18 protein-coding genes and 2 pseudogenes are annotated in these 21,487 nt (G+C 66.5%); 14 read left to right on the forward strand and 6 right to left on the reverse strand.

Annotated elements, in window-relative coordinates; genetic code table 11:
* Nucleotides 1-10: 10 nt before the first annotated feature.
* Both QF040_RS30645 and QF040_RS30650 read left to right on the forward strand, forming a co-directional pair.
* On the forward strand, nt 11-979 hold the full coding sequence (locus QF040_RS30645) for an alpha/beta hydrolase family protein (RefSeq protein WP_429614084.1): 969 nt from the start codon (nt 11-13) through the stop codon (nt 977-979).
* Nucleotides 976-2,049 (forward strand): aldose epimerase family protein, encoded by a 1,074-nt coding sequence (locus QF040_RS30650; protein WP_429614085.1) that lies wholly within the window; start codon nt 976-978, stop codon nt 2,047-2,049. The genes QF040_RS30645 and QF040_RS30650 overlap by 4 nt, the downstream gene beginning before the upstream one ends.
* A gap of 160 nt (nt 2,050-2,209) precedes the next feature.
* On the opposite strand, the gene QF040_RS30655 is transcribed toward QF040_RS30650, so the two are convergent.
* Nucleotides 2,210-3,130 carry an SMP-30/gluconolactonase/LRE family protein gene (locus QF040_RS30655; protein WP_429614086.1) on the reverse strand — a complete coding sequence of 307 codons (921 nt, stop codon included), beginning with the start codon at nt 3,128-3,130 and terminating at the stop codon, nt 2,210-2,212.
* Between the two features lie 130 nt (nt 3,131-3,260).
* On the opposite strand from QF040_RS30655, the gene QF040_RS30660 reads away from it, so the two are divergent.
* A complete protein-coding gene (locus tag QF040_RS30660) occupies nt 3,261-4,034 on the forward strand; it encodes an SDR family NAD(P)-dependent oxidoreductase (RefSeq protein ID WP_013539573.1) in 774 nt (257 codons plus the stop codon).
* Here QF040_RS30660 and QF040_RS30665 read toward each other — a convergent pair whose 3' ends face one another.
* Nucleotides 4,035-4,994 (reverse strand): LysR family transcriptional regulator, encoded by a 960-nt coding sequence (locus QF040_RS30665; protein WP_013539574.1) that lies wholly within the window; start codon nt 4,992-4,994, stop codon nt 4,035-4,037.
* Between the two features lie 285 nt (nt 4,995-5,279).
* Here QF040_RS30665 and QF040_RS30670 point away from each other — a divergent pair.
* From QF040_RS30670 to QF040_RS30715, 10 genes and pseudogenes are all read left to right on the forward strand, one after another.
* A pseudogene (locus QF040_RS30670) lies at nt 5,280-6,735 on the forward strand (aldehyde dehydrogenase family protein).
* A gap of 63 nt (nt 6,736-6,798) precedes the next feature.
* Nucleotides 6,799-7,764, forward strand: coding sequence for an ABC transporter substrate-binding protein (locus QF040_RS30675; RefSeq protein ID WP_429614087.1), 966 nt, complete (start codon nt 6,799-6,801; stop codon nt 7,762-7,764).
* A 140-nt stretch (nt 7,765-7,904) separates the two neighbouring features.
* Nucleotides 7,905-8,975 (forward strand): multiple monosaccharide ABC transporter substrate-binding protein, encoded by a 1,071-nt coding sequence (gene chvE, locus QF040_RS30680; RefSeq protein WP_013539577.1) that lies wholly within the window; start codon nt 7,905-7,907, stop codon nt 8,973-8,975.
* A 35-nt stretch (nt 8,976-9,010) separates the two neighbouring features.
* Complete coding sequence (gene mmsA, locus QF040_RS30685; protein WP_041943335.1) at nt 9,011-10,537, forward strand: multiple monosaccharide ABC transporter ATP-binding protein; 1,527 nt, start codon at nt 9,011-9,013, stop codon at nt 10,535-10,537.
* Entirely contained in the window at nt 10,524-11,732 is a 1,209-nt protein-coding gene (gene mmsB, locus QF040_RS30690; RefSeq protein ID WP_429614088.1) for a multiple monosaccharide ABC transporter permease, read from the forward strand. Before mmsA ends, mmsB begins: the two co-directional genes overlap by 14 nt.
* A 4-nt stretch (nt 11,733-11,736) precedes the next feature.
* The gene (locus QF040_RS30695; protein WP_429614089.1) at nt 11,737-13,260 is read left to right on the forward strand and encodes a sugar ABC transporter ATP-binding protein; all 1,524 of its coding nucleotides are present in this window, start codon (nt 11,737-11,739) and stop codon (nt 13,258-13,260) included.
* A gap of 148 nt (nt 13,261-13,408) precedes the next feature.
* Complete coding sequence (locus tag QF040_RS30700; RefSeq protein ID WP_429614090.1) at nt 13,409-14,443, forward strand: ABC transporter permease; 1,035 nt, start codon at nt 13,409-13,411, stop codon at nt 14,441-14,443.
* Complete coding sequence (gene yjfF, locus QF040_RS30705; RefSeq protein ID WP_429614091.1) at nt 14,440-15,468, forward strand: galactofuranose ABC transporter, permease protein YjfF; 1,029 nt, start codon at nt 14,440-14,442, stop codon at nt 15,466-15,468. The genes QF040_RS30700 and yjfF overlap by 4 nt, the downstream gene beginning before the upstream one ends.
* A 44-nt stretch (nt 15,469-15,512) precedes the next feature.
* The gene (locus tag QF040_RS30710; RefSeq protein WP_429614092.1) at nt 15,513-17,261 is read left to right on the forward strand and encodes an IlvD/Edd family dehydratase; all 1,749 of its coding nucleotides are present in this window, start codon (nt 15,513-15,515) and stop codon (nt 17,259-17,261) included.
* An 11-nt stretch (nt 17,262-17,272) separates the two neighbouring features.
* On the forward strand, nt 17,273-18,190 hold the full coding sequence (locus QF040_RS30715) for a dihydrodipicolinate synthase family protein (RefSeq protein ID WP_306880250.1): 918 nt from the start codon (nt 17,273-17,275) through the stop codon (nt 18,188-18,190).
* 31 nt (nt 18,191-18,221) lie between these two features.
* On the opposite strand, the pseudogene QF040_RS30720 reads toward QF040_RS30715, so the two are convergent.
* Nucleotides 18,222-19,115, reverse strand: a pseudogene (locus QF040_RS30720) (LysR family transcriptional regulator); the annotation flags it as partial.
* A gap of 119 nt (nt 19,116-19,234) precedes the next feature.
* Between QF040_RS30720 and QF040_RS30725 the strand changes: the two are divergent.
* Nucleotides 19,235-20,014, forward strand: coding sequence for an SDR family NAD(P)-dependent oxidoreductase (locus QF040_RS30725; protein WP_429614093.1), 780 nt, complete (start codon nt 19,235-19,237; stop codon nt 20,012-20,014).
* Nucleotides 20,015-20,038: 24 nt separating this feature from the next.
* On the opposite strand, the gene QF040_RS30730 is transcribed toward QF040_RS30725, so the two are convergent.
* The 3 genes from QF040_RS30730 to QF040_RS30740 all read right to left on the reverse strand — a co-directional run bounded on the left by QF040_RS30730 (nt 20,039) and on the right by QF040_RS30740 (nt 21,382).
* Nucleotides 20,039-20,293, reverse strand: coding sequence for a hypothetical protein (locus tag QF040_RS30730; protein WP_429614094.1), 255 nt, complete (start codon nt 20,291-20,293; stop codon nt 20,039-20,041).
* A 129-nt stretch (nt 20,294-20,422) separates the two neighbouring features.
* Nucleotides 20,423-20,938 (reverse strand): hypothetical protein, encoded by a 516-nt coding sequence (locus tag QF040_RS30735; RefSeq protein WP_429614095.1) that lies wholly within the window; start codon nt 20,936-20,938, stop codon nt 20,423-20,425.
* 33 nt (nt 20,939-20,971) lie between these two features.
* Entirely contained in the window at nt 20,972-21,382 is a 411-nt protein-coding gene (locus tag QF040_RS30740; RefSeq protein WP_307607165.1) for a hypothetical protein, read from the reverse strand.
* Nucleotides 21,383-21,487: the final 105 nt, after the last annotated feature.

Here is a 21,487-nt window from a genome sequence, read left to right on the forward strand (position 1 = left end):
GCCGCCTTTCATGCCTGCCCTCTGGCGACATCGGCGCCTCGCGTTCGTGCTGCTCGCGTTGATGCAGGCCGCCTGTGCGCAGCGCGCGGGTGCCGACCTGCGCGCGCCGGGCACACCGGCCGCGCGCCCGGTGGCCGCCGAAGACGAAGTGCTGCACTGGAACCAGTCGGCCGTGCGTGCGAACTGCCCCGACCGCCGCGGCTACCTCTGGGTGCAGCCGGTCGAGGGGCCGGCCTGCATCCGCTACTTCGCGAGCGACGAGATCGACGGCGCGCGCGTGGCCATCGTGCAGTTTTCCGGCGACCGCGACAGCGTGATGGACCAGCCGCCCACGCGCATTTCGGGCAACACCGAGGCGCTGCGCATGCTCGATTCGCAGCGCAGCCGCGACCGCGCGGGCGTGCCGTGGATCTTCATGGCGCGGCCCGGCACGTATGGCTCCTCGGGCGACCACCGCAGGCGGCGCGAGCCCGTGGAGTTCCACGCGCTCGATGCGGCGCTCGATGCGCTGATGCAGCGCCACCAGCTGCAGCGCATCGTGATCCTGGGCCACAGCGGCGGCGCGACTGCCGGTGCCGCGCTGCTCACCATGGGCCGCACGCGCGTGGCCTGCGCGGTGCTGACCTCGGGCGCCTACGGATTGCTCGAACGCGCGCGCATGCTGGGCATGTCGAAGGGCGGCCGCACCGACACCACCGGCAGCACGCAGTTCTACGATCCGCTCGACCATGTGAGCGGCATCGCGCGCGACCCGTCGCGGCGCATCGTGCTGATCGGCAACCGCGACGACAAGAACACGCCCTTCGTCCTGCAGCAGCGCTTCGGCGATGCGGTGGCGAAGGCCGGCCACCGCATCGAGCTGAAGACGCATGCGGCGGAGCCACCCACCTACCACGACCTCACCGACCGCATCGGCCTGCAGACCGCATCGCTGTGCGCGCGCGAGGCGTTGTTTCCACCCATACCTGGATCTGAATGAGCAGCAGCATCACCTCACGTGAATACGGCCGCATGCCCGATGGGCGCGCCGTGACCGAATACACCCTCGACAACGGCCGTGGCCTCAGCTTGAGTGCCATCAACCACGGCGGCATCGTCACCGCGCTGCGCGTGCCCGACCGAGACGGACAGGCCGCGAACATCGTGCTGGGCCTGCCGTCGCTCGACGACTACATGAAGCCGCATCCGCACTTCGGCACCATCGTCGGCCGCTATGCGAACCGCATCGCGGCCGGGCGCTTCTCGCTCGATGGCGCCGCGCACCAGGTGGGCCTGAACGACGGCGTGAATTCCTTGCACGGCGGCGCGAAGGGCTTCGGCACGCGCTTCTGGCAGATCGAGCCGGTGTCCGCGGAGGACGCGCGCGGCGACATCGCCATCGACTTGCGCTACACGAGCGCCGATGGCGAAGAGGGCTATCCGGGCGAAGTGCAGCTCACCGTGCGCTACACGCTCTCGGCGACCGAGAACACCTGGCGCATCGACTACCGTGCGACGACCGACAAGCCCACGGTGCTGAACCTGAGCCACCACGACTACTTCAATCTCGCCGGCAGTGGCGCCGTGATGGACCATGTGCTGACGCTGCCCGCGAGCCGCTATTGCCCGGTGGATGCGACGCTGATCCCGCTCGGTCTGGCGGAGGTGGGCGCGACGCCCTTCGATTTCCGGACGCCGGTTCGCATCGGCGAACGCATCCGCGAAGGGCACGAGCAGTTGCTGCGCGCGCACGGGTACGACCACAACTGGCTGCTCGATGGTGACCGCGGCGGCGAAGGCCTCGCATTGGCCGCGCGCCTGCAGCACGAAGCCTCCGGCCGCGTGATGGAAGTGCACACCACCGAGCCCGGCGTGCAGTTCTATTCGGGCAACTTCCTCGACGGCAGCCTCATGGGCTCGCAAGGTGCGAGCCTGCGGCAGGGCGATGGTCTCTGCCTGGAGACGCAGCACTACCCGGATTCGCCGAACCAGCCGGGCTTTCCGTCGACCGTGCTGCGGCCGGGCGAGGTGTTCCGCAGCACGACGGAACACCGCTTCAGCGTCGGCTGAAGATGAATAACCTCAGGCTGAGTCAACGTCCGTTCGGGCTGAGTAAAAGTCCGTTCACGCTGAGCTTGTCGAAGCGCTGCGCGAGGCTTCGACAAGCTCAGCCCGAACGGGTTGGGGCTCAGCCTGAACGGTAGGGGCTCGGTTCGGACGGTTGCCGGGCTCAGCCCGCGAACAAGGCGGCCGGCACGCCGGGGCTGCCGATGCGCACGGCGAACAGACCACCGGCCAGCGGCTCGCTCTTCAACTGTTCTTCGGTGCGGCCGTTGCGCGCGGTCGTGATGTAGAGCGTCTGCATGTCGGCGCCGCCGAAGGCGCAGTCGGTGACGTTGCTCGCGGGCAGCACGATGCGCGCAAGCTCCGCCGCGGTTTCCGGGTCGTGGCAGGTGACGCACGCGCCGTCCCAGTGCGCGATCCACAGGCGCCCGGCGGCGTCGGTGGTCATGCCGTCGGGCAAGCCGTCCGGCTTGGGAAAGCGGTGCCACACGCGGCGGTTCGACACGGTGCCGGCTTCCATGTCGAAGTCGTAGGCATAGAGGTTGTTAAGTACCGTGTTGTTGAAGTACATGGTGCGGCCGTCGGCCGACCATGTCGGGCCGTTGGTCACCTCGAAGCCGTCGTCGTGCTTCGTGCAGCGGCCGTCGGCGTCGTAGCGGTAGAGCGCGCCGGTGGGCGCCTTGCAGTCGAAGTCCATGCTGCCGCCCCAGAAGCGGCCGCGGCTGTCGCACTTGCCGTCGTTGAAGCGGTTGTTGATGCGTTCGGGTTCGGGCTGGTGCAGGTAGCGCGGCTTGGCGCCGGCGCCCGGCAACTGCGTCGTGTCGAAGAGCGCGAAGCCGCGGCGCAGCGTGAGGATGAGCCCCGGCGCCTCCGCGCGTTCCGAGATCGCGGTGATCTCCTCATCGAACTGCCAGGCCCGGCGCGCGCCGTCGGACGGGCGAAACCAGAACAGGCGCGGCGTGAGGATGTCGATCCAGTAGAGCGCCTGCTCGCGCTCTGACCAGAGAGTGCCTTCGCCCAGGTTCGCCTCGGCGGCCCAGATGCATTCGGGGGAGCCCTCAATCGAGGGTGCGGTGTAGTTCGTCATTGTTTTCCTTGTCATGTCTCCTTGACGCAGCGGATCGTATCAAGGCATATTGATAATTGAAATCAAACAATATGGAATAGATTGATATGCGTTTTGCAATGTCAGTTTTCCATCTCACTGGAGACCCTTCTTGAATTCACCCCAACTCTCGATCCATCCGAGCCTGAAAGACCGCACCGTGTTCGTGACCGGCGGCGGCAGCGGCATCGGCGCGGCCATCGTCGCCGCCTTTGCGGCGCAAGGTGCGCGGGTGGCCTTCATTGACATCGCCGAGAGCGCCAGCGCAGCGCTCGCGCAGCAGATCGTCGAGGCCGGCCATGCCGCGCCGTGGTGGCGCGCCTGCGACGTGCGCGACATCGGCGCGATGCAAGGCGCCATCGCTGACGCCGCCGCCGCGCTTGGCGACTTCGCGGTGCTGGTCAACAACGTGGCGAGCGACGACCGCCACACGCTCGAATCGGTCACGCCCGACTACTACGACAACCGCATGGCGATCAACGAGCGGCCTGCGCTGTTCGCGATCCAGTCGGTGGTTCCGGGCATGAAGCGGCTGGGGTTCGGCTCGGTGGTCAACCTCGGTTCGACCGGCTGGCAAAGCAAGGGCTCGGGCTACCCCTGCTATGCGATCGCGAAGTCGTCGGTGAACGGGCTCACGCGTGGGCTTGCGGTCGATCTGGGCAAGGACCGCATCCGCATCAACACGGTGTCGCCCGGCTGGGTGATGACCGAGCGGCAGGTGAAGCTGTGGCTCGACGACGAAGGCGAGAAAGCGCTCAAGCGCAACCAGTGCCTGCCCGACAAGCTGATGCCGGAGGACATCGCGCGCATGGTGCTGTTCCTGGCATCGGACGACGCGAAGATGTGCACGGCGCAGGAGTTCACCGTGGACGCCGGCTGGACCTGATCAGTCCATCTCCAGCTTGCGTCCATAGACGCTCATGCTGGCGGTCTTGAGCGCCTTCATCATCACCCGCGCCGCGGGCGACAGCAGCCGGTCGGTGCGCGTGATGATGCCGAACTGGTCCATGTGGCAGGGCATGTCCAGCGGCAGCAGCGACACGATGCCGTGCGCCGCGTAGTAGCGCGCCACGTCGGTCGCCAGCACCGCCAGCATGTCGCTCTGCTGCAGCATGCGGGTGATGAAGAGCAGCGCCGAGCTCTCGATGGTGTTGGTCGGAGGGGCGAGCCCTTCTTCCTGGAACATCAGCTCGAAGCGGTGGCGCAGCACGCTGCCCGCGGGCGGCACGATCCAGCCGGCGCCGACCACGTCGCGCAGCGTGAGCCCGCTCTCGCCGAGCAGCGGATGGCCCGGGCGCACCAGCGCGCACACCGGCTCCTCGCTCAATGCCTCGTAGCGCAGTTGCGACTTGTCGTGCTCGGCGAAGAGCCGGGCCACGAGCATGTCGAGCTTGCCCTGCTCGAGCCGCTCGATCAGCACCGGGCTGGTTTCGATTTCGAGTGACACGCGCAGGTCAGGCTGCTCGCGCTTGACCATCGCGACGGCCGGCGGCAGCAGCGCCAGCCCCGGCGATGTGATCGCGCCCACGCTCACCTGCCCGAAGCGGCCGGCCTTGAGCGCGGTGAGTTCGTCGTGCGCCTGGTTCAGGCTCGCGAGCGCGACGCGGGCGTGGCGGATCATGGTTTCGCCGTACCAGGTGGGCCGCATGCCGCGCGGCAGGCGGTCGAACAGCGGCACCTCCAGCACGTCTTCCAGGTCTTTCAGCAGTTTCGAGGCGGCCGGCTGCGTCATGTTGAGCACCTGCGCCGCGCGGTGGATGTTGCCTTCCTCGGCCAGCGCGACCAGCAGCAGCAGCTGCCGTGTCTTGAGCCGCGCGCGAATGAACCAGTGGTTGTAGTTGGTCATATCTAGTTTTCTTGTGCGTAATGTCGAGACGCCGCCGTGGAACTGACGCGGCCCTTCCAGGAACACCGTGGAACCGGCTTTGCCGGGCCACTGGTGTTGCCCCCTGCAAGGGGGTTGGCGAAGCGACACGGAGTGCGCGAAGACTGGGGGTGTGCCTGGTACATCGGGTTTTCCAGAATCCGGCGATCGATATGCATTTTGTCGAAAAAACGATTGGATCGATATCAATTCTGTTCCTAGACTCACGCCAGTTCAAACAAAGAGACAAGAAAGATCGGCGCCCTCGTGATCCACGGTGAGATCCATCAGAACGTGCGGCAATACATCAACGGCCGCTGGGAAACCAGCGCGACCACGGGTATGAGCGCCAACCCCTCGGACACCAGCGAGGTGGTCGCCGAGTACGCACGTGCCGACCGCCGGCAGGCCGAAGCCGCCATCCGCGCGGCCACCGAGGCCTTTCCGCACTGGAGCCACAGCACCCCGCAGCGCCGCGCCGACGTGCTCGACCGCATCGGCGCCGAGCTCCTGGCGCGCAAGGACGAGCTGGGCCTGCTCTTGGCGCGCGAACAGGGCAAGACGCTGCCCGAGGCTGTGGCCGAAACGGCGCGGGCGGGCCAGGTCTTCAAGTTCTTCGCGGGCGAAGCGCTGCGCGGCGGCGGTGGCGAGAACATGGCCTCGACACGGGCCGGCGTGCAGGTCGACGTGACGCGCGAGGCCGTCGGCGTGACCGGGCTCATCACGCCGTGGAACGCACCTTTCGTGATTCCCGCCTGGAAGATCGCGCCTGCGCTCGCCCATGGCAACAGCGTCGTGTTCAAGCCGGCCGAGCTGGTGCCGGCCTGCGGCTGGGCGCTGGCCGAGATCATCAGCCGCGCAGGCCTGCCGGCGGCGCGCCTTCAACCTCGTGATGGGCAGCGGCCGCGAAGTGGGCCAGGCGCTGGTCGACAGCGCGCTGGTCGATGCGCTGAGCTTCACCGGCTCCGCCGCCAACGGCGAACGCGTGCTGCAGGCCGCAGCCACCCGGCGCGCGAAGGTGCAGCTGGAGACCGGCGGCAAGAACGCGCTCGTCGTGCTGGCCGATGCCGACCTCGACCGCGCTGTCGACTGCGCGGTGCAGGGCGCCTACTTTTCCGCGGGCCAGCGCTGCACGGCATCGAGCCGGCTCATCGTCGAGGCGGCGGTGCACGACGCCTTCGTGGCGAAGCTGCGGCAGCGGCTCAAGACACTGAAGATCGGCCATGCGCTGGAGCGCGGCATCGACATCGGCCCTGTGGCCGATGAAGAGCGCCTGGCGATGAACCTCGCGTGGGTCGACATCGCGCGCGAGGAAGGCGCCGAGCATGTGTGGGGCGGCGAGGCGCTCGAGCGTTCGACGCCCGGCTATTACATGAGCCCGGCGCTGTTTCTCGCGAAGCCTTCGCACCGCATCGCGCGGGAAGAAATCTTCGGCCCCCTGGCCTGCGTGCTGCGCGCCGACGACTACGACCAGGCGCTGGCGCTGTGCAACGACACGCCCTTCGGCCTGTGCGCGGGCATCTGCACCAACTCGCTCAAGCACGCGATGCATTTCAGGCGCCATGCCGTGGTCGGCATGACGATGGTGAATCTGCCAACCGCGGGGGTGGACTTCCATGTGCCCTTCGGCGGCCGCAAGGGGTCGGGCTACGGGCCGCGCGAACAAGGGCGCCACGCCGCGGAGTTCTACACGACGGTGAAGACCGGCTACATGCTGGCCTGAGCCGTCACAACAATCGGTTCTCGAACGGTTCTCAACAAGCAAATCCACAGAAGGAGACATCCCATGACCATGAATCGCCGCACCCTCAACACCGCACTCGCCGCTGCCGCCCTGGGCAGCATGCTGCCCGTGTCCGCGCTCGCGCAGAAGAAGCTCGTGCTGGGCTTCGCACAGGTGGGCGCCGAGAGCGAATGGCGCACCGCCAACACCGAGTCGATCAAGTCCTCGGCCAAGGAGGCGGGCATCGAGCTCAAGTTCTCGGATGCGCAGCAAAAGCAGGAGAACCAGATCAAGGCGATCCGCTCGTACATCGCGCAGAAGGTCGACGTGATCGCGTTCTCGCCGGTGGTCGAATCGGGCTGGGAAACCGTGCTGCGCGAAGCCAAGGCCGCCAAGATCCCGGTGGTGCTGACCGACCGCTCGGTGAACACCAAGGACGACACGCTCTACGTGACCTTCATGGGTTCCGACTTCGTCGAGGAAGGCCGCAAGGCCGGCCGCTGGCTCGTCGAAAAGATGAAGGACCAGAAGGGCGAAGTGAACATCGTCGAGCTGCAGGGCACCGTGGGCTCCGCGCCGGCCATCGACCGCAAGAAGGGCTTCGAGGAAATCATCAAGTCCGATCCGAAGTTCAAGATCATCCGCTCGCAGACCGGCGACTTCACCCGCGCCAAGGGCAAGGAAGTGATGGAAGCCTTCCTCAAGGCCGACGGCAAGAAGATCAATGTGCTCTTCGCGCACAACGACGACATGGCGATCGGCGCGATCCAGGCCATCGAGGAAGCCGGCATGAAGCCCGCGAAGGACATCACCATCATCTCGATCGACGGGGTGAAGGGCGCGTTCGAAGCCATGATCGCCGGCAAGCTCAACGTGTCGGTGGAATGCAGCCCGCTGCTCGGCCCGCAACTGATGAGCGCGGTGAAGGACATCAAGGCCGGCAAGCCGCTGCCCAAGCGCATCGTGACCGAGGAAGGCATCTTCCCGATGGAAGTGGCCGCCAAGGAATTCCCGAACCGCAAGTATTGAGTCCCCCAGGCTGCGCGCGATTCGCGTTGCGCGCGCCTTCCCCCTTGCAGGGGGCGACACCTGCGGGCCGGCAGAGCCGGCTGCGCGGTGCTCATTGAACAAGACAGAAACCACCTCCCAAAGACGGAACTCATCGCACCATGAAACGCAACTTCCTCAAGGCCTCGCTCGCGGGCCTCGCCTTTGCCGTCGTCGGCTTCACGCCGCTGGCCAATGCGCAGGACAAGGGCCTGATCGCCATCTCGATGCCCACCAAGTCGTCGGCCCGCTGGATCGCCGACGGCGCCAACATGGTCAAGTACTTCAAGGAAAAGGGCTACAAGACCGACCTGCAGTACGCGGACGACGACATCCCGAACCAGCTCGCGCAGATCGAGAACATGGTGACCAAGGGCTCGAAGGTCCTGGTGATCGCTGCCATCGACGGCACCACGCTCTCCGACGTGCTGCAGAAGGCGGCCGACAAGGGCGTGAAGGTCATCGCGTACGACCGGCTCATCAAGGGCTCGAAGAACGTCGACTACTACGCCACCTTCGACAACTTCCAGGTCGGCGTGCTGCAGGCGCAATCGATCGAGGCGGCGCTGGGATTGAAGAGCGGCAAGGGCCCGTTCAACATCGAACTCTTCGGCGGATCGCCGGACGACAACAACGCCTTCTTCTTCTACAACGGCGCGATGTCGGTGCTGGAGCCCTACATCAAGAGCGGCAAGCTCGTGGTGCGCAGCAAGCAGATGGGCATGGACAAGGTCGGCACGCTGCGCTGGGACGGCGCCGTGGCGCAGGCGCGCATGGACAACCTCCTGTCGGCCTACTACACGAAGGACCGCGTGGATGCGGTGCTGTCGCCGTACGACGGTCTTTCGATCGGCATCCTGTCGTCGCTCAAGGGCGTGGGCTACGGCTCGGGCACGCAGGCGATGCCCATCGTCTCGGGCCAGGACGCCGAGGTGCCTTCGGTCAAGTCGATCCTCCGCAAGGAACAGACCTCCACCGTGTTCAAGGACACGCGCGAGCTGGCCAAGGTGACGGTCGCGATGGCGGACGCCATGCTCTCGGGCAAGACGCCTGAAGTGAACGACACCAAGACCTACAACAACGGCATCAAGGTCGTGCCCTCCTACCTGCTGAAGCCGGTGAGCGTGGACGCCTCGAACTGGAAGCAGGTGCTGGTGGACAGCGGCTACTACAAGGAAAGCCAGGTCAAGTGAGCACGGTGAGCGCAGACGGGCGCACGATCCTCGAGATGCGCGGGATCACCAAGACGTTCCCGGGGGTGAAAGCCCTCAGCAACGTCAACCTCGCCGTGCGCGCGGGGGAGATCCACGCGGTGGTCGGCGAGAACGGCGCGGGCAAGTCGACGCTCATGAAGGTGCTGAGCGGCGTCTACCCGTGCGACTCGTACACCGGCGAGATCCATTTCGAGGGCGAGCTGCGCCGCTTCAAGACGATTGCCGACAGCGAGAAGCTGGGCATCATCATCATTCACCAGGAGCTCGCGCTGGTGCCGCTGCTCTCGATTGCCGAGAACCTGTTTCTCGGCAACGAGATCGCGAGCGGCGGCGTGATCGACTGGTTCGCCGCCTATGCGAGGACGCGCGAGCTGCTCGCCAAGGTGGGCCTGAAAGAGCTGCCCACCACGCTGGTGACCGACCTGGGCGTCGGCAAGCAGCAGCTGGTGGAAATCGCGAAGGCGCTGGCAAAAGAGGTGAAGCTCCTCATCCTCGACGAGCCCACCGCCAGCCTGAACGAGAACGACAGCGATGCGCTGCTGATGCTGCTGCTTGAACTCAAGCGCCAGGGCATCGCATCGATCCTCATCTCGCACAAGCTCAATGAGATCGCCAAGGTGGCCGACTCCATCACCGTGCTGCGCGACGGCGCGACGGTGGAAACCATCGACTGCCGCAGCGACCCGATCAGCGAAGACCGCATCATCCGCGGCATGGTCGGGCGCGACATGGAACACCGCTATCCGCAGCGCTCGCCGAAGATCGGCGAGACGGTGTTCGAGGTGCGCGACTGGCGCGTGCACCACGCGCTGCATGCCGACCGCGAACAGATCAAGGGCGTGAACCTGCATGTGCGCCAGGGCGAGATCGTCGGCATCGCGGGCCTCATGGGCGCGGGCCGCACCGAACTCGCGATGAGCGTGTTCGGCAAGTCCTACGGACAACGCATCAGCGGCTCGGTGCTCATGCACGGCAAGCCGGTGGACGTGAGCACCGTGCGCAAGGCCATCGACCACGGCATCGCCTACGTCACCGAAGACCGCAAGGGCCTCGGGCTGGTGCTGGAAGAAGGCATCCGCAAGAACATCAGCCTCGCGAACCTCGATGCGATTTCCGAACGCTCGGTGATCGACGACGGCCGCGAATTCAAGGTCGCCAACGACTACAGGAAGGCGCTGAACATCCGCTGCTCGGGCGTCGAGCAACTGGTGGTCAACCTGTCGGGCGGCAACCAGCAGAAGGTGGTGCTGAGCAAGTGGCTCTTCACCAAACCCGAACTGCTGATATTGGACGAACCCACGCGCGGCATCGACGTGGGCGCCAAGTACGAGATCTACACCATCATCGACCAGCTCGCGAACGAGGGCAAAGGCATTCTCATGATTTCTTCCGAACTGCCCGAGTTGCTCGGCATGTGCGACCGCATCTACGTGATGAACGAAGGGCGCTTCGTCGCCGAGTTCACGGCGGCCGAGGCATCGCAGGAACGCATCATGCATGCCATCGTGAGCGCAGGGAGTTCCGTTCATGTCGCAGCCTGAAGCCAACGCGGTGCAAGGTGCCGCTCCTGTCGTTTCCCCGAAGCTGCATGTGGGCTTCCTGAAGAACAACCTGCGCGAATACGGCATGCTGATCTCGCTGGTCGCGATCATGGTGCTGTTCCAGGTGTTGACCGACGGCACGCTCCTGCGGCCGCTGAACCTCACCAACCTGTTGCTGCAGAACAGCTACGTCGTCATCATGGCGCTGGGCATGCTGCTGGTGATCGTGGCGGGGCACATCGACCTGTCGGTGGGCTCCGTGTGCGGCTTCATCGGCGCGCTCGCGGCGGTGTTGATGGTCGAGTACGAATGGCATTTCATACCGACCGCGATCATCAGCATCGTGGCCGGTGCAGTCATCGGTGCCGCGCAGGGCTGGTTCGTCGCGTTCCGAAAGATCCCGTCGTTCATCGTCACGCTCGCCGGCATGCTGGTGTTCAAGGGGCTCACGCTGGCGCTGCTCGCCGGGCAATCGGTGGGGCCGTTTCCGGTGGAGTTCCAGCGCCTGAGCTCGGGCTTCATTCCCGATCCGCTGGGCGGCGACACCTTGCGCACCACCTCGCTGGTCGTGGGTGCGCTCGCTGCAGCGGCCCTGGTGTTCTTCAAGCTGCGCGGGCGCGCCAAGCTCAAGGCGCACGGGATGGAGCAGGAGCCCTACGCTTTCTTCCTCGTGAAGAACCTGTTCTTCGCGGCGATCATCCTGTTCTTCAGCTACCTGCTCTCCACCTACAAGGGCCTGCCCAACGTGCTGGTGGTGATGGCGGTGCTGATCGTGGTGTACGACTTCGTCACCAACCGCACGACCATCGGCCGGCGCATCTATGCGCTGGGCGGCAACGAGAAGGCGGCGCGGCTGTCGGGCGTGAAGACGCAGCGGCTCGCGTTCCTCACTTTCGTGAACATGGGCGCGCTGGCTGCGCTCGCGGGCCTCGTGTTCGCGGCGCGCCTGAACACTGCCACGCCCAAGGCGGGCCTCGGCTTCGAGCTCGATGTGATCGCGGCCTGCTTCATCGGCGGCGCCTCGGCCTCGGGCGGCGTGGGCCGCGTGATGGGCGCGGTGATCGGCGCTTTCATCATGGGCGTGATGAACAACGGCATGTCGATCCTGGGCATCGGCATCGACTACCAGCAGGTCATCAAGGGACTGGTGCTGCTGGCGGCTGTGTTCATCGACGTCTACAACAAGAACAAGTGACCGCATGACCGAGCGCACGACCCTCGCCCCCGTGCTCGAGCTGCGGGGCATCCACAAGCAGTTCGGCGGCATTCCGGTGCTGAACGATGTCCAACTGCGGCTGTATCCGGGCGAGGTGCATGCGCTGATGGGACAGAACGGCGCGGGCAAGTCGACGCTGATCAAGGTGCTCACCGGCGTGCTGCCGTCCAGCGGCGGCGAGATGTTCTTCGACGGCCAGGCCATTCGGCCCGGCTCGCCGCTGGAGGCGCAGAAGCTGGGCATCAGCACCGTCTACCAGGAGGTGAACCTGTGCCCGAACCTCTCGGTGGCGGAGAACGTGTTCGCGGGGCGCTATCCGCGCTGCGGCGCATTGCAGGGCTTTCGCATCGACTGGGCCGCAGTGAACCGCCGCGCGGCCGAATTGCTGGCGCGCATCGGGCTCGACATCGACGTGACGCGCCTGCTGTCGAGCTACTCGGTCGCGGTGCAGCAACTGGTGGCGATTGCGCGCGCGCTCGGCGTGTCGTCGAAGGTGCTGATCCTCGACGAGCCGACATCGAGCCTGGACGACGACGAAGTCGAGAAGCTGTTCGAGGTGCTGCGGCGCCTGCGCAGCGAGGGGCTCGCGATCGTGTTCGTGACGCACTTTCTCAACCAGATGTATGCCGTGTCGGACCGCATCACCGTGCTGCGCAACGGCAACTGGGTGGGCGAATGGAAAGCGGCGGACCTCGGGCCGCAGGCGCTGATCGCGGCGATGCTCGGTCGCGAACTGGCCGCGCAGTCGGCACGGCCCGCCGCGCTGCCGGCATTCGATGAGGCCGCGCCCGCGTTGCTGCAGACCGAGGGGTTGGGCCAGGCCGGGCAATTGCAGGCCACCGACCTGCGCGTGCGTGCCGGCGAAGTCGTCGGCATCGCGGGTCTGCTCGGCGCGGGCCGCACCGAACTCGCGCGCCTCTTGTTCGGTCTCGAATCGCCGGACCGCGGCGTGCTCAAGGTCGACGGCCGCTCCGTCACTTTCTCGAACCCGGCTGACGCGATCCGCGAAGGACTCGCGCTCTGCCCCGAAGAACGCAAGACCGACGGCATCGTGGCCGAGCTGTCGGTGCGCGAGAACATCGCGCTGGCTTTGCAGGCACGCCTGGGCACACGGAAATTCCTCTCGCACGCCGAGCAGACCGCGATGGCCGAGCGCTTCGTCGCCTCGCTGGGCATCAAGACGGCGAGCGTCGAAACCCCCATCGGCCTGCTCTCGGGCGGCAACCAGCAGAAGGCCATGATCGCGCGCTGGCTCGCGACCGAGCCGCGCCTGCTGATCCTGGACGAACCCACGCGCGGGATCGACGTCGCGGCCAAGCAGGAAATCATGGAAGAGATCCTGCGGCTCGCGCGAGCGGGCATGGCGGTGGTCTTCATCTCGTCGGAGATGAGCGAAGTGGTGCGCGTGGCGCATCGCATCGTGGTGCTGAGGGATCGGCAGAAGGTGGGCGAACTCCCAGGTGGTTCGACCGAGGACGAGGTCTACGAAATGATTGCCGCCGCATGAATCGCCTCGATCTCTCCTCGTGTTTCTCCCTCCCCTCCCGGGGGAGGGTCGGGGTGGGGGCGCGCGGCCTTCACCACCGCGCAGCGTTTGAGGCCGCGTGCCCCCATCCCAGCCTTCCCCCGGAAGGGGAAGGAGCAAGGCATAAGCCATGAACCGCCTTTCATCACTCATGAGCCACCGCCTCGCCTGGCCGGTCATCACGCTGCTGCTTCTGCTCGCGATCAACACCGCGTTCAACGCCAGCTTCCTCCATCTCGAGTGGCGCGACGGCCATCTCTACGGCAGCCTGATCGACATCGTGAACCGTGCGGCACCGCTGGTGCTGGTCTCGCTCGGCATGACGCTCGTGATCGCCACGCGCGGCATCGACATCTCGGTCGGCGCGGTGGTGGCCATCGCTGCGGCGGTGGCCGCCTGGATGATCGGCGGCTCGGTCGCGAGCGACGTGAGCCGCTTCCCGATGCCGCTCGCGATCCTTGCGGCGCTCGCCGTCGCGCTGCTGTGCGGCCTCTGGAACGGCTTGCTGGTCGCCAAGGTCGGCATGCAGCCGATCATCGCGACGCTGATCCTCATGGTGGCGGGCCGCGGCATCGCGCAGCTCGTCGCAGACGGGCAGATCATCACGATCTACTACAAGCCCTTCTTCTTCCTCGGCAGCGGCTACCTGCTGGGCCTGCCGTTCTCGCTGTTCATCGTGGCGGCGGTGTTCGTGCTGCTGTACCTCGCAATCACCCGCACGGCGCTCGGCCTGTTCATCCAGGCGGTGGGCATCAACCCGACCGCGGCGCGCGTGGCGGGCATCCAGTCGCGGCGGCTCGTCGTCGGCGCGTATGCGTTCTGCGGCCTCTGCGCGGGCGTGGCGGGTCTCTTGATCAGCTCGAACGTGAAGAGCGCGGACGGCAACAACGCCGGCCAGTTGCTGGAGCTCGACGCCATTCTTGCGGTCACGCTCGGCGGCACGGCGCTCACCGGTGGACGTTTCAGCCTCGTGGGCAGCGTGATCGGCGCGTTGATCATCCAGACGCTCACCTATGCGATCTATTCGCTCGGCGTGCCGCCGGAAATCAACCTCGTGGTGAAGGCGGTGGTGGTGTTCGTGGTGATGCTGTTGCAGTCGCCGGAGTTCAGGTCGGAAGTGCGGTCGCTGGTGCAGCGGCCGGCGCACGAGGGAGGACGGGCATGAGCGCAGTGATCGAGACGACTGCGGCTGCTCCTTCGGCCCAGCCCGCTCCTCGGAAAGGCAGGGCAGGGCTCAACCCGAAGTACCTGCCGCTCACGGCCACCATCTCGCTGTTCGTGCTGATGGCAACGCTGGGCTCGGTGTTCTACGACGGCTTCTTCTCGGCGCAGGTGTTCCTCAACCTGCTGATCGACAACGCCTTCCTGATCGTCGTCGCGGTTGGCATGACCTTCGTGATTCTCTCGGGCGGCATCGACCTTTCGGTGGGCTCTGTGATCGCGCTCACCACGATGGTGTCGGCCTCGCTGGTCGAGAAGCACGGCTGGAGCCCGGCGATCGTGATTCCGCTGGTGCTGGCCATGGGCACGGCCTTCGGCGCATTCATGGGCCTGCTCATCGAGCGCTTCCGGCTGCAGCCCTTCATCGTCACGCTCGCGGGCATGTTCCTCGCGCGCGGGCTCTGCTATCTCATCAGCATCGATTCGATCAGCATCACCAACGAGTTCTACTCCGAGGTTTCGCAGATCCGCATTCCGATCTGGGGCGAGGCCTCGGTCTCGATCAGCGCTGTGATCGCCATCGTGGTGCTGCTGGCCGCTGTTTTCATCGCGCACTGCACGCCCTTCGGCCGCGCGGTGTACGCCATCGGCGGCAGCGAACATTCGGCCATGCTGATGGGCTTGCCGGTGCGCCGCACGCTCGTGGGCGTGTACACGCTGTCGGGCTTCTGCTCGGCGCTGGCCGGCGTGATCTTCACCTTCTACATGCTCTCGGGCTACGGCCTGCATGCGCTCGGGCTGGAGCTCGATGCCATCGCGGCAGTGGTGATCGGCGGCACGCTGCTCACTGGCGGCGTGGGCTATGTGGCGGGCACGCTCTTCGGCGTGCTGATGCTCGGGATCATCCAGACGCTGATTTCCTTCGACGGCACGCTCAGTTCATGGTGGACGCGCATCGTCGTCGGCGCGCTGCTCTTCGTGTTCTGCCTGCTGCAACGCTTCTTCACCTCGCGCGCACCCCGGCGCTGACGTTCTTTTTTCTTTCTCTCTCTTTTCTCTCAGGACACTTTCGCATGCCGGACACCCCTCCGAAGAAACTGCGCTCGACCGAATGGTTCGGCTCGGCCGACAAGAACGGCTTCATGTACCGCAGCTGGATGAAGAACCAGGGCATTCCGGACCATGAGTTCGACGGCCGGCCGATCGTCGGCATCTGCAACACCTGGTCGGAGCTCACGCCCTGCAACGCGCACTTCCGCAAGATCGCGGAGCATGTGAAGCGCGGCATTTCGGAAGCGGGCGGTTTCCCCGTCGAGTTCCCGGTGTTCTCGAACGGCGAGTCGAACCTGCGGCCCACCGCGATGCTCACGCGCAACCTCGCGAGCATGGATGTGGAAGAGGCCATCCGCGGCAACCCGGTCGATGCCGTCGTGCTGCTCACCGGCTGCGACAAGACCACGCCGGCGCTCTTGATGGGCGCCGCGAGCTGCGACATCCCGGCCATCGTGGTGACCGGCGGGCCGATGCTCAACGGCAAGCTCGACGGCAAGGACATCGGCTCCGGCACCGCCGTGTGGCAACTGCACGAATCGCTGAAGGCGGGGGAGATCAATCTGCACCAGTTCCTCTCGGCCGAAGGCGGCATGTCGCGCTCGGCGGGCACCTGCAACACGATGGGCACCGCCTCGACGATGGCCTGCATGGCCGAGGCGCTGGGCACTTCGCTGCCGCACAACGCGGCGATTCCGGCGGTCGATGCGCGGCGCTATGTGCTTGCGCAGATGTCGGGTATGCGCGCGGTGCAGATGGCCAAGGAAGGGCTCACGCTCTCGAAGATCCTCACGCGCGAGGCGTTCGAGAACGCGATTCGCGTGAACGCGGCCATCGGCGGATCGACCAATGCAGTGATCCACCTGAAGGCGATTGCGGGCCGCATCGGCGTCGACCTCGAACTGGAAGACTGGACGCGCATCGGCAGCCACACGCCGACCATCGTGGACCTGATGCCCTCGGGGCGCTTTCTGATGGAAGAGTTCTATTACGCGGGCGGGCTGCCCGCCGTGCTGCGCCGGCTCGGTGAAAACGGATTGCTGCCACACCCCGATGCGCTCACGGTCAACGGCCACTCGATCTGGGACAACGTGCGCGAGGCGCCGAGCCTCAACGACGAGGTGATCCGCCCGCTCGACAACCCGCTGATCGCCGATGGCGGCATCCGCATCCTGCGCGGCAACCTCTCGCCGCGCGGCGCGGTGCTCAAGCCCTCGGCGGCCACGCCCGAACTGCTCAAGCACCGCGGCCGCGCCGTGGTGTTCGATAACCTGGAGCACTACAAGGAACGCATCGTCGACGAGTCGCTCGACATCGATGCGAGCTGCGTGATGGTGCTCAAGAACTGCGGCCCCAAGGGCTACCCCGGCATGGCCGAGGTCGGCAACATGGGCCTGCCGCCGAAGCTGCTGCGCCAGGGCGTGAAGGACATGGTGCGCATCTCGGATGCGCGCATGAGCGGCACGGCCTACGGCACGGTGGTGCTGCACGTCGCGCCCGAAGCGGCGGACGGCGGGCCGTTGGCGGCGGTGCGCGATGGCGACTGGATCGAGCTCGACTGCGATGCGGGCCGCCTGCATCTCGACATCAGCGACGAAGAGCTCGCCTCGCGCCTGGCCTCGTTGTCCGCCTCCGATGCGCAACCGATGAGCACGCGCGGCGGCGGTTACCAGAAGCTCTACGTCAACCATGTGCTGCAGGCCGACGAAGGCTGCGACTTCGACTTTCTGGTGGGCTGCAGAGGCTCCGCCGTTCCCCGTCATTCCCACTGACCACACACACCATGACCCCCAGATACCGCGGCATCTTCCCGGTGGTGCCGACCACCTTCACCGAACAGGGCGCGCTCGACCTGGAAAGCCAGAAGCGCTGCGTCGATTTCATGATCGACGCGGGCTCCGACGGGCTTTGCATCCTCGCGAATTTCTCGGAGCAATTCGTGCTGTCGGACGAAGAGCGCGAGGTGCTCACGCGCACGATGCTCGAACACGTGAAGGGCCGCGTGCCGGTGATCGTGACGACCACGCACTACAGCACCAAGGTCTGCGCCGAGCGCAGCCGCCGCGCACAGGACATGGGCGCCGCGATGCTGATGGTGATGCCGCCGTACCACGGTGCCACCTTCCGCGTGCCCGAGCCGCAGATCTTCGAGTTCTATGCGGGACTGTCCGATGCGGTGAGCATTCCGATCATGATCCAGGACGCACCCGCGAGCGGCACGGTGCTGTCGGCGCCGTTCCTTGCGCGCATGGCCAAGGAGATCGAGCACGTCGCGTATTTCAAGATCGAGACCGCCAACGCGGCCGCGAAGCTGCGCGAGCTGATCCGCCTGGGCGGCGACGCCATCGAAGGCCCGTGGGATGGCGAAGAGGCCATCACGCTGATGCCCGACCTCGATGCCGGCGCGACCGGCTCGATGACCGGCGGCGGTTATCCCGACGGCATCCGCCCGATCATCGAAGCGCACCGCGCGGGCGACCGCGACAAGGCCTTCGCGCTCTATCAGCAGTGGCTGCCGCTCATCAATTACGAGAACCGGCAGGCGGGCCTGCTGGCCTGCAAGTCGCTCATGAAGGAGGGCGGCGTGATCGCTTGCGAGGCACCGCGGCATCCGCTGCCGGCGATGCATCCTGCAACGCGCGCCGGGCTGATCGAGACGGCGAAGCGGCTGGACCCGCTGGTGCTGCGCTGGGGGAAGTAGAGGCAATGGTCAGTTCGCTGTCCTCGACGAAGTAGGGCGCGAGGAGTTCGGCCAGCCAGTCCATCACCGCGAGCACGCGCGGCGCGAGCTGGCGCCGGTTGACGTACACCAGCGACACCGGCATCGGGCGCGCGGTGAACGCCGGCATCACCTCCACCAGTGAGCCGGCTGCAAAGCAGGGCAGGAGGCCGCCGACCGGTGCCTGGATCAGGCCGAGGCCCGCGACCGCCGCGGCGTTGTAGGCATCGGTGCCGTTCACCGTGACGATGGCGCGCACCGGCTTGATCCGGTAGCGGCCCTGGGCCGCGTCGAAGTATTCCCAGCCCGCGTCGTTCGGCGAGAGGGTCTGCGCGAAGTGCACGATGCGGTGCTGCGCAAGGTCGGCCAGCGTGTGCGGCGTGCCGTGCGCCTGCAGGTAGGCCGGGCTCGCGGCGTTGGCCATCCGCATGAAACCGAGCGGTCGCGCGACCAGTTCGGAATCGCCCAGCACACCGATGCGCAGCACGCAGTCGAATCCCTCGTTCACCAGGTCGACGCGGCGGTCGGTGGTGCTGATGCCGATCTCCAATGCGGGATGCCGCGCGAGGAATTCGGGCAGACGCGGAATGACAAGGTCGCGCGCCACGGTGGCCGGCAGGTCGATGCGCAGGCGCCCGGTGAGGCCGCCGGTGTTCGCGCGGAACATGGTGGCCAGTTGCTCGCCTTCGGAGAGGTAGTCCCTGCAGCGGTCGAGGAAGCGCTCGCCGTCTTCGGTGAGCCGCACGCTGCGCGTCGTGCGCTGCAGGAGCCGCGTGCCCAGGCGCTCTTCGAGGTGCTGCACGGCGACCGAGACGCGTGCGCGGGTCAGGCCGAGCTGGTCCGCGGCGCGGCTGAAGCTCGCGAGTTCGGCGACCCTCGAGAAGATGCGCAGTTCGTCGGTGTTCATGGCGGCAGATTGTTTCTTCTTGAGATAACAGTGTGCGCAGTTTGGCGGAATTTATCTTTCTGCCGGTAATTTTTAAAGTCCACGTATCGATTCACCGATCAACACCCGAGGACTTTGAGATGACCGCTTCCAGCACTTCCAATCCATCCCGCATCGCACTCATCACCGGCGGCAGCCGCGGCCTCGGCCGCAGCGCCGCGCTGGCGCTCGCCGCCGATGGCGTCGATGTGATCCTGACCTACGTGTCGAACGAAGCCGCCGCCAAGGCGGTGGTCGCCGAGATCGAGGCGAAAGGGCGCCGCGCCGTCGCACTGCAACTCGACGTGGGCGACAGCAAGGCCTTCGCCGCGTTCGCGGAGTCGGTGAAGGCGGCGCTCGCGGCCACCTGGCAGCGCGAGCGCTTCGACTTCCTGGTGAACAACGCGGGCGTCGGCCTGCATGTGAACTTCGAGGACATGACCGAAGCGCAGTTCGATGCGCTCTACAACATCCACTTCAAGGGCACGTACTTCCTCACGCAGAAGCTGCTGCCGCTCATCAACGACGGCGGGCGCATCGTCAACGTGTCGACGGGGCTCACGCGCTTCGCCATGGAAGGCGCTTCGGCCTATGCCGCGATGAAGGGCGCCGTGGAAGTGCTGACGCGCTACCTCGCCAAGGAACTCGGCAAGCGCGGCATCGCGGCGAACACGATTGCGCCGGGTGCGATCGAAACCGACTTCAGCGGCGGCATGGTGCGCGACAACGCACAGGTGAATGCGATGGTCGCGGGCTTCACCGCGCTCGGACGCACGGGCAAGCCCGACGACATCGGCGGTGCGATCGCGGGCTTGCTGGGAGAGGGGAGCCGCTGGGTGAACGCCCAGCGCATCGAGGTGTCGGGCGGGATGTTCGTCTGAGCGGTATCCCGGCGACAGCGGCGGTCAGCTTTTCTCGAGTTCGGTGACCTGCAGCGACAGGTCGAACAGCTTGGACTTGCTCGCGTAGTAGCGGTCCAGGCGCCATTCCTTCAGGATCTCCATGGCGAGCTCGAAGCTCTTGTAGTCGAGGGAATAGAGCGTGACCAGCTCGAAGCTGCGTTCGGACTCCAGGGCCAACACGAGCTGGGCCAGGATCTTGGCCGATTCGTTGGCCGGGTCCGTTTCTATGAATCGGCGAGCGACCTTGATGGCATTCATGGGAAAGAGTTCCTCGGTGGGCAGGGACCGAGAACTATAGCTAGCAGGCCACCGTCTTTTGTGACAGTCTCGTGACAATCAAGGGCATCGCCCCCGCGCCGTGCGGCGCAGGCGGCGATGCCGTCGGGATCAGCGCAAAGGTGCCGGCATCGGCGCGGGGCGCGGCGGCGGCATCATCGGATCGGGCATCCGCTCCGCAGGCATCGGCGCCATGATCGGCGCGGGTGCGCGCTCGGCGGGCATCGGTGCGGGCATCGGCGCAGGCATCACGACGGTGGTGACCGATTCGCGGATCACGCCGCCGCCCATCACGCTGCCGTCGACGCTGGCGCGGGTGTTGCCGCTGCCGCCGAGCACGCGGGCTTCGCAGGCCGCGCGGTCGCTGGACGACTGCTGCAGGCCGCAGCGCGCGAGCGCATTGGCGCGGTAGTCGGGCGCGCTGGTCAGGCCGCCGCGAGCGGCTTCCTGGCGGGCGGCGCCAGCTTCGCGGATGCAGGCGGCGCGGTCTTGCTGGTTGTGGCCGCAGACCGCGAGTTCCTGCTGATAGGTGCCGCCGCGCGAACCTTGTGCGGAGGCGACGCCGGCTGTGGCCATGCCGCCGACGGCGAGCAGGGCGAGGACGATCGAACGGGTGTTGCTCTTCATGATGAGTTCTCCTTGGAGGGATCTGTCAGTCAATCAACGGGCCGGCGCGGGTTGGGCCGGCAGCGGGGTCACGGTTTCGCGGATCACGCCCCCGCCCATCACGCTGCCTTCGGTGGTGGTGCGCCCGCCGCCCTTGACGCGGGCTTCGCAGTCGGCCTGGTCGGCCGCGGGCTGTTCGGCGCAGCGCGCCAGGGAATTGACCTGACCACGGGCCGGACTCGGCGTCGTGAGGCCGGCGCGGCCGGCTTCCTGTTTCGCGGCCCCGGCTTCACGCAGGCAGGCGGCACGGTCTTGCTGCACGCCGTCGCAGGTGGCGCGTTCCTGTTGCATGCGGACACTGGACCCGGGCGCCTGCGCGCTTGCGGTCTGCGCGCCGAGGACGGCGAAGCCACTGGCGGCGAAAAGTGCCGTGGCGGAAAGGATGGAACGAACTGTTGTTGTCATGCGGGCTCCTGGTTGGGGCGCGACCTCGCCGGAGGTTCGCGACCGGAGCCACAGTCTGCTGCGCGGCAGGGGCTGCCGCGTGTGGGACAGCCCTGTGTTCAGCGG

The organism is Variovorax sp. W2I14 (genome assembly GCF_050435205.1).
In the GTDB taxonomy this organism is placed as follows: Bacteria; Pseudomonadota; Gammaproteobacteria; order Burkholderiales; family Burkholderiaceae_C; genus Variovorax; species Variovorax paradoxus_C.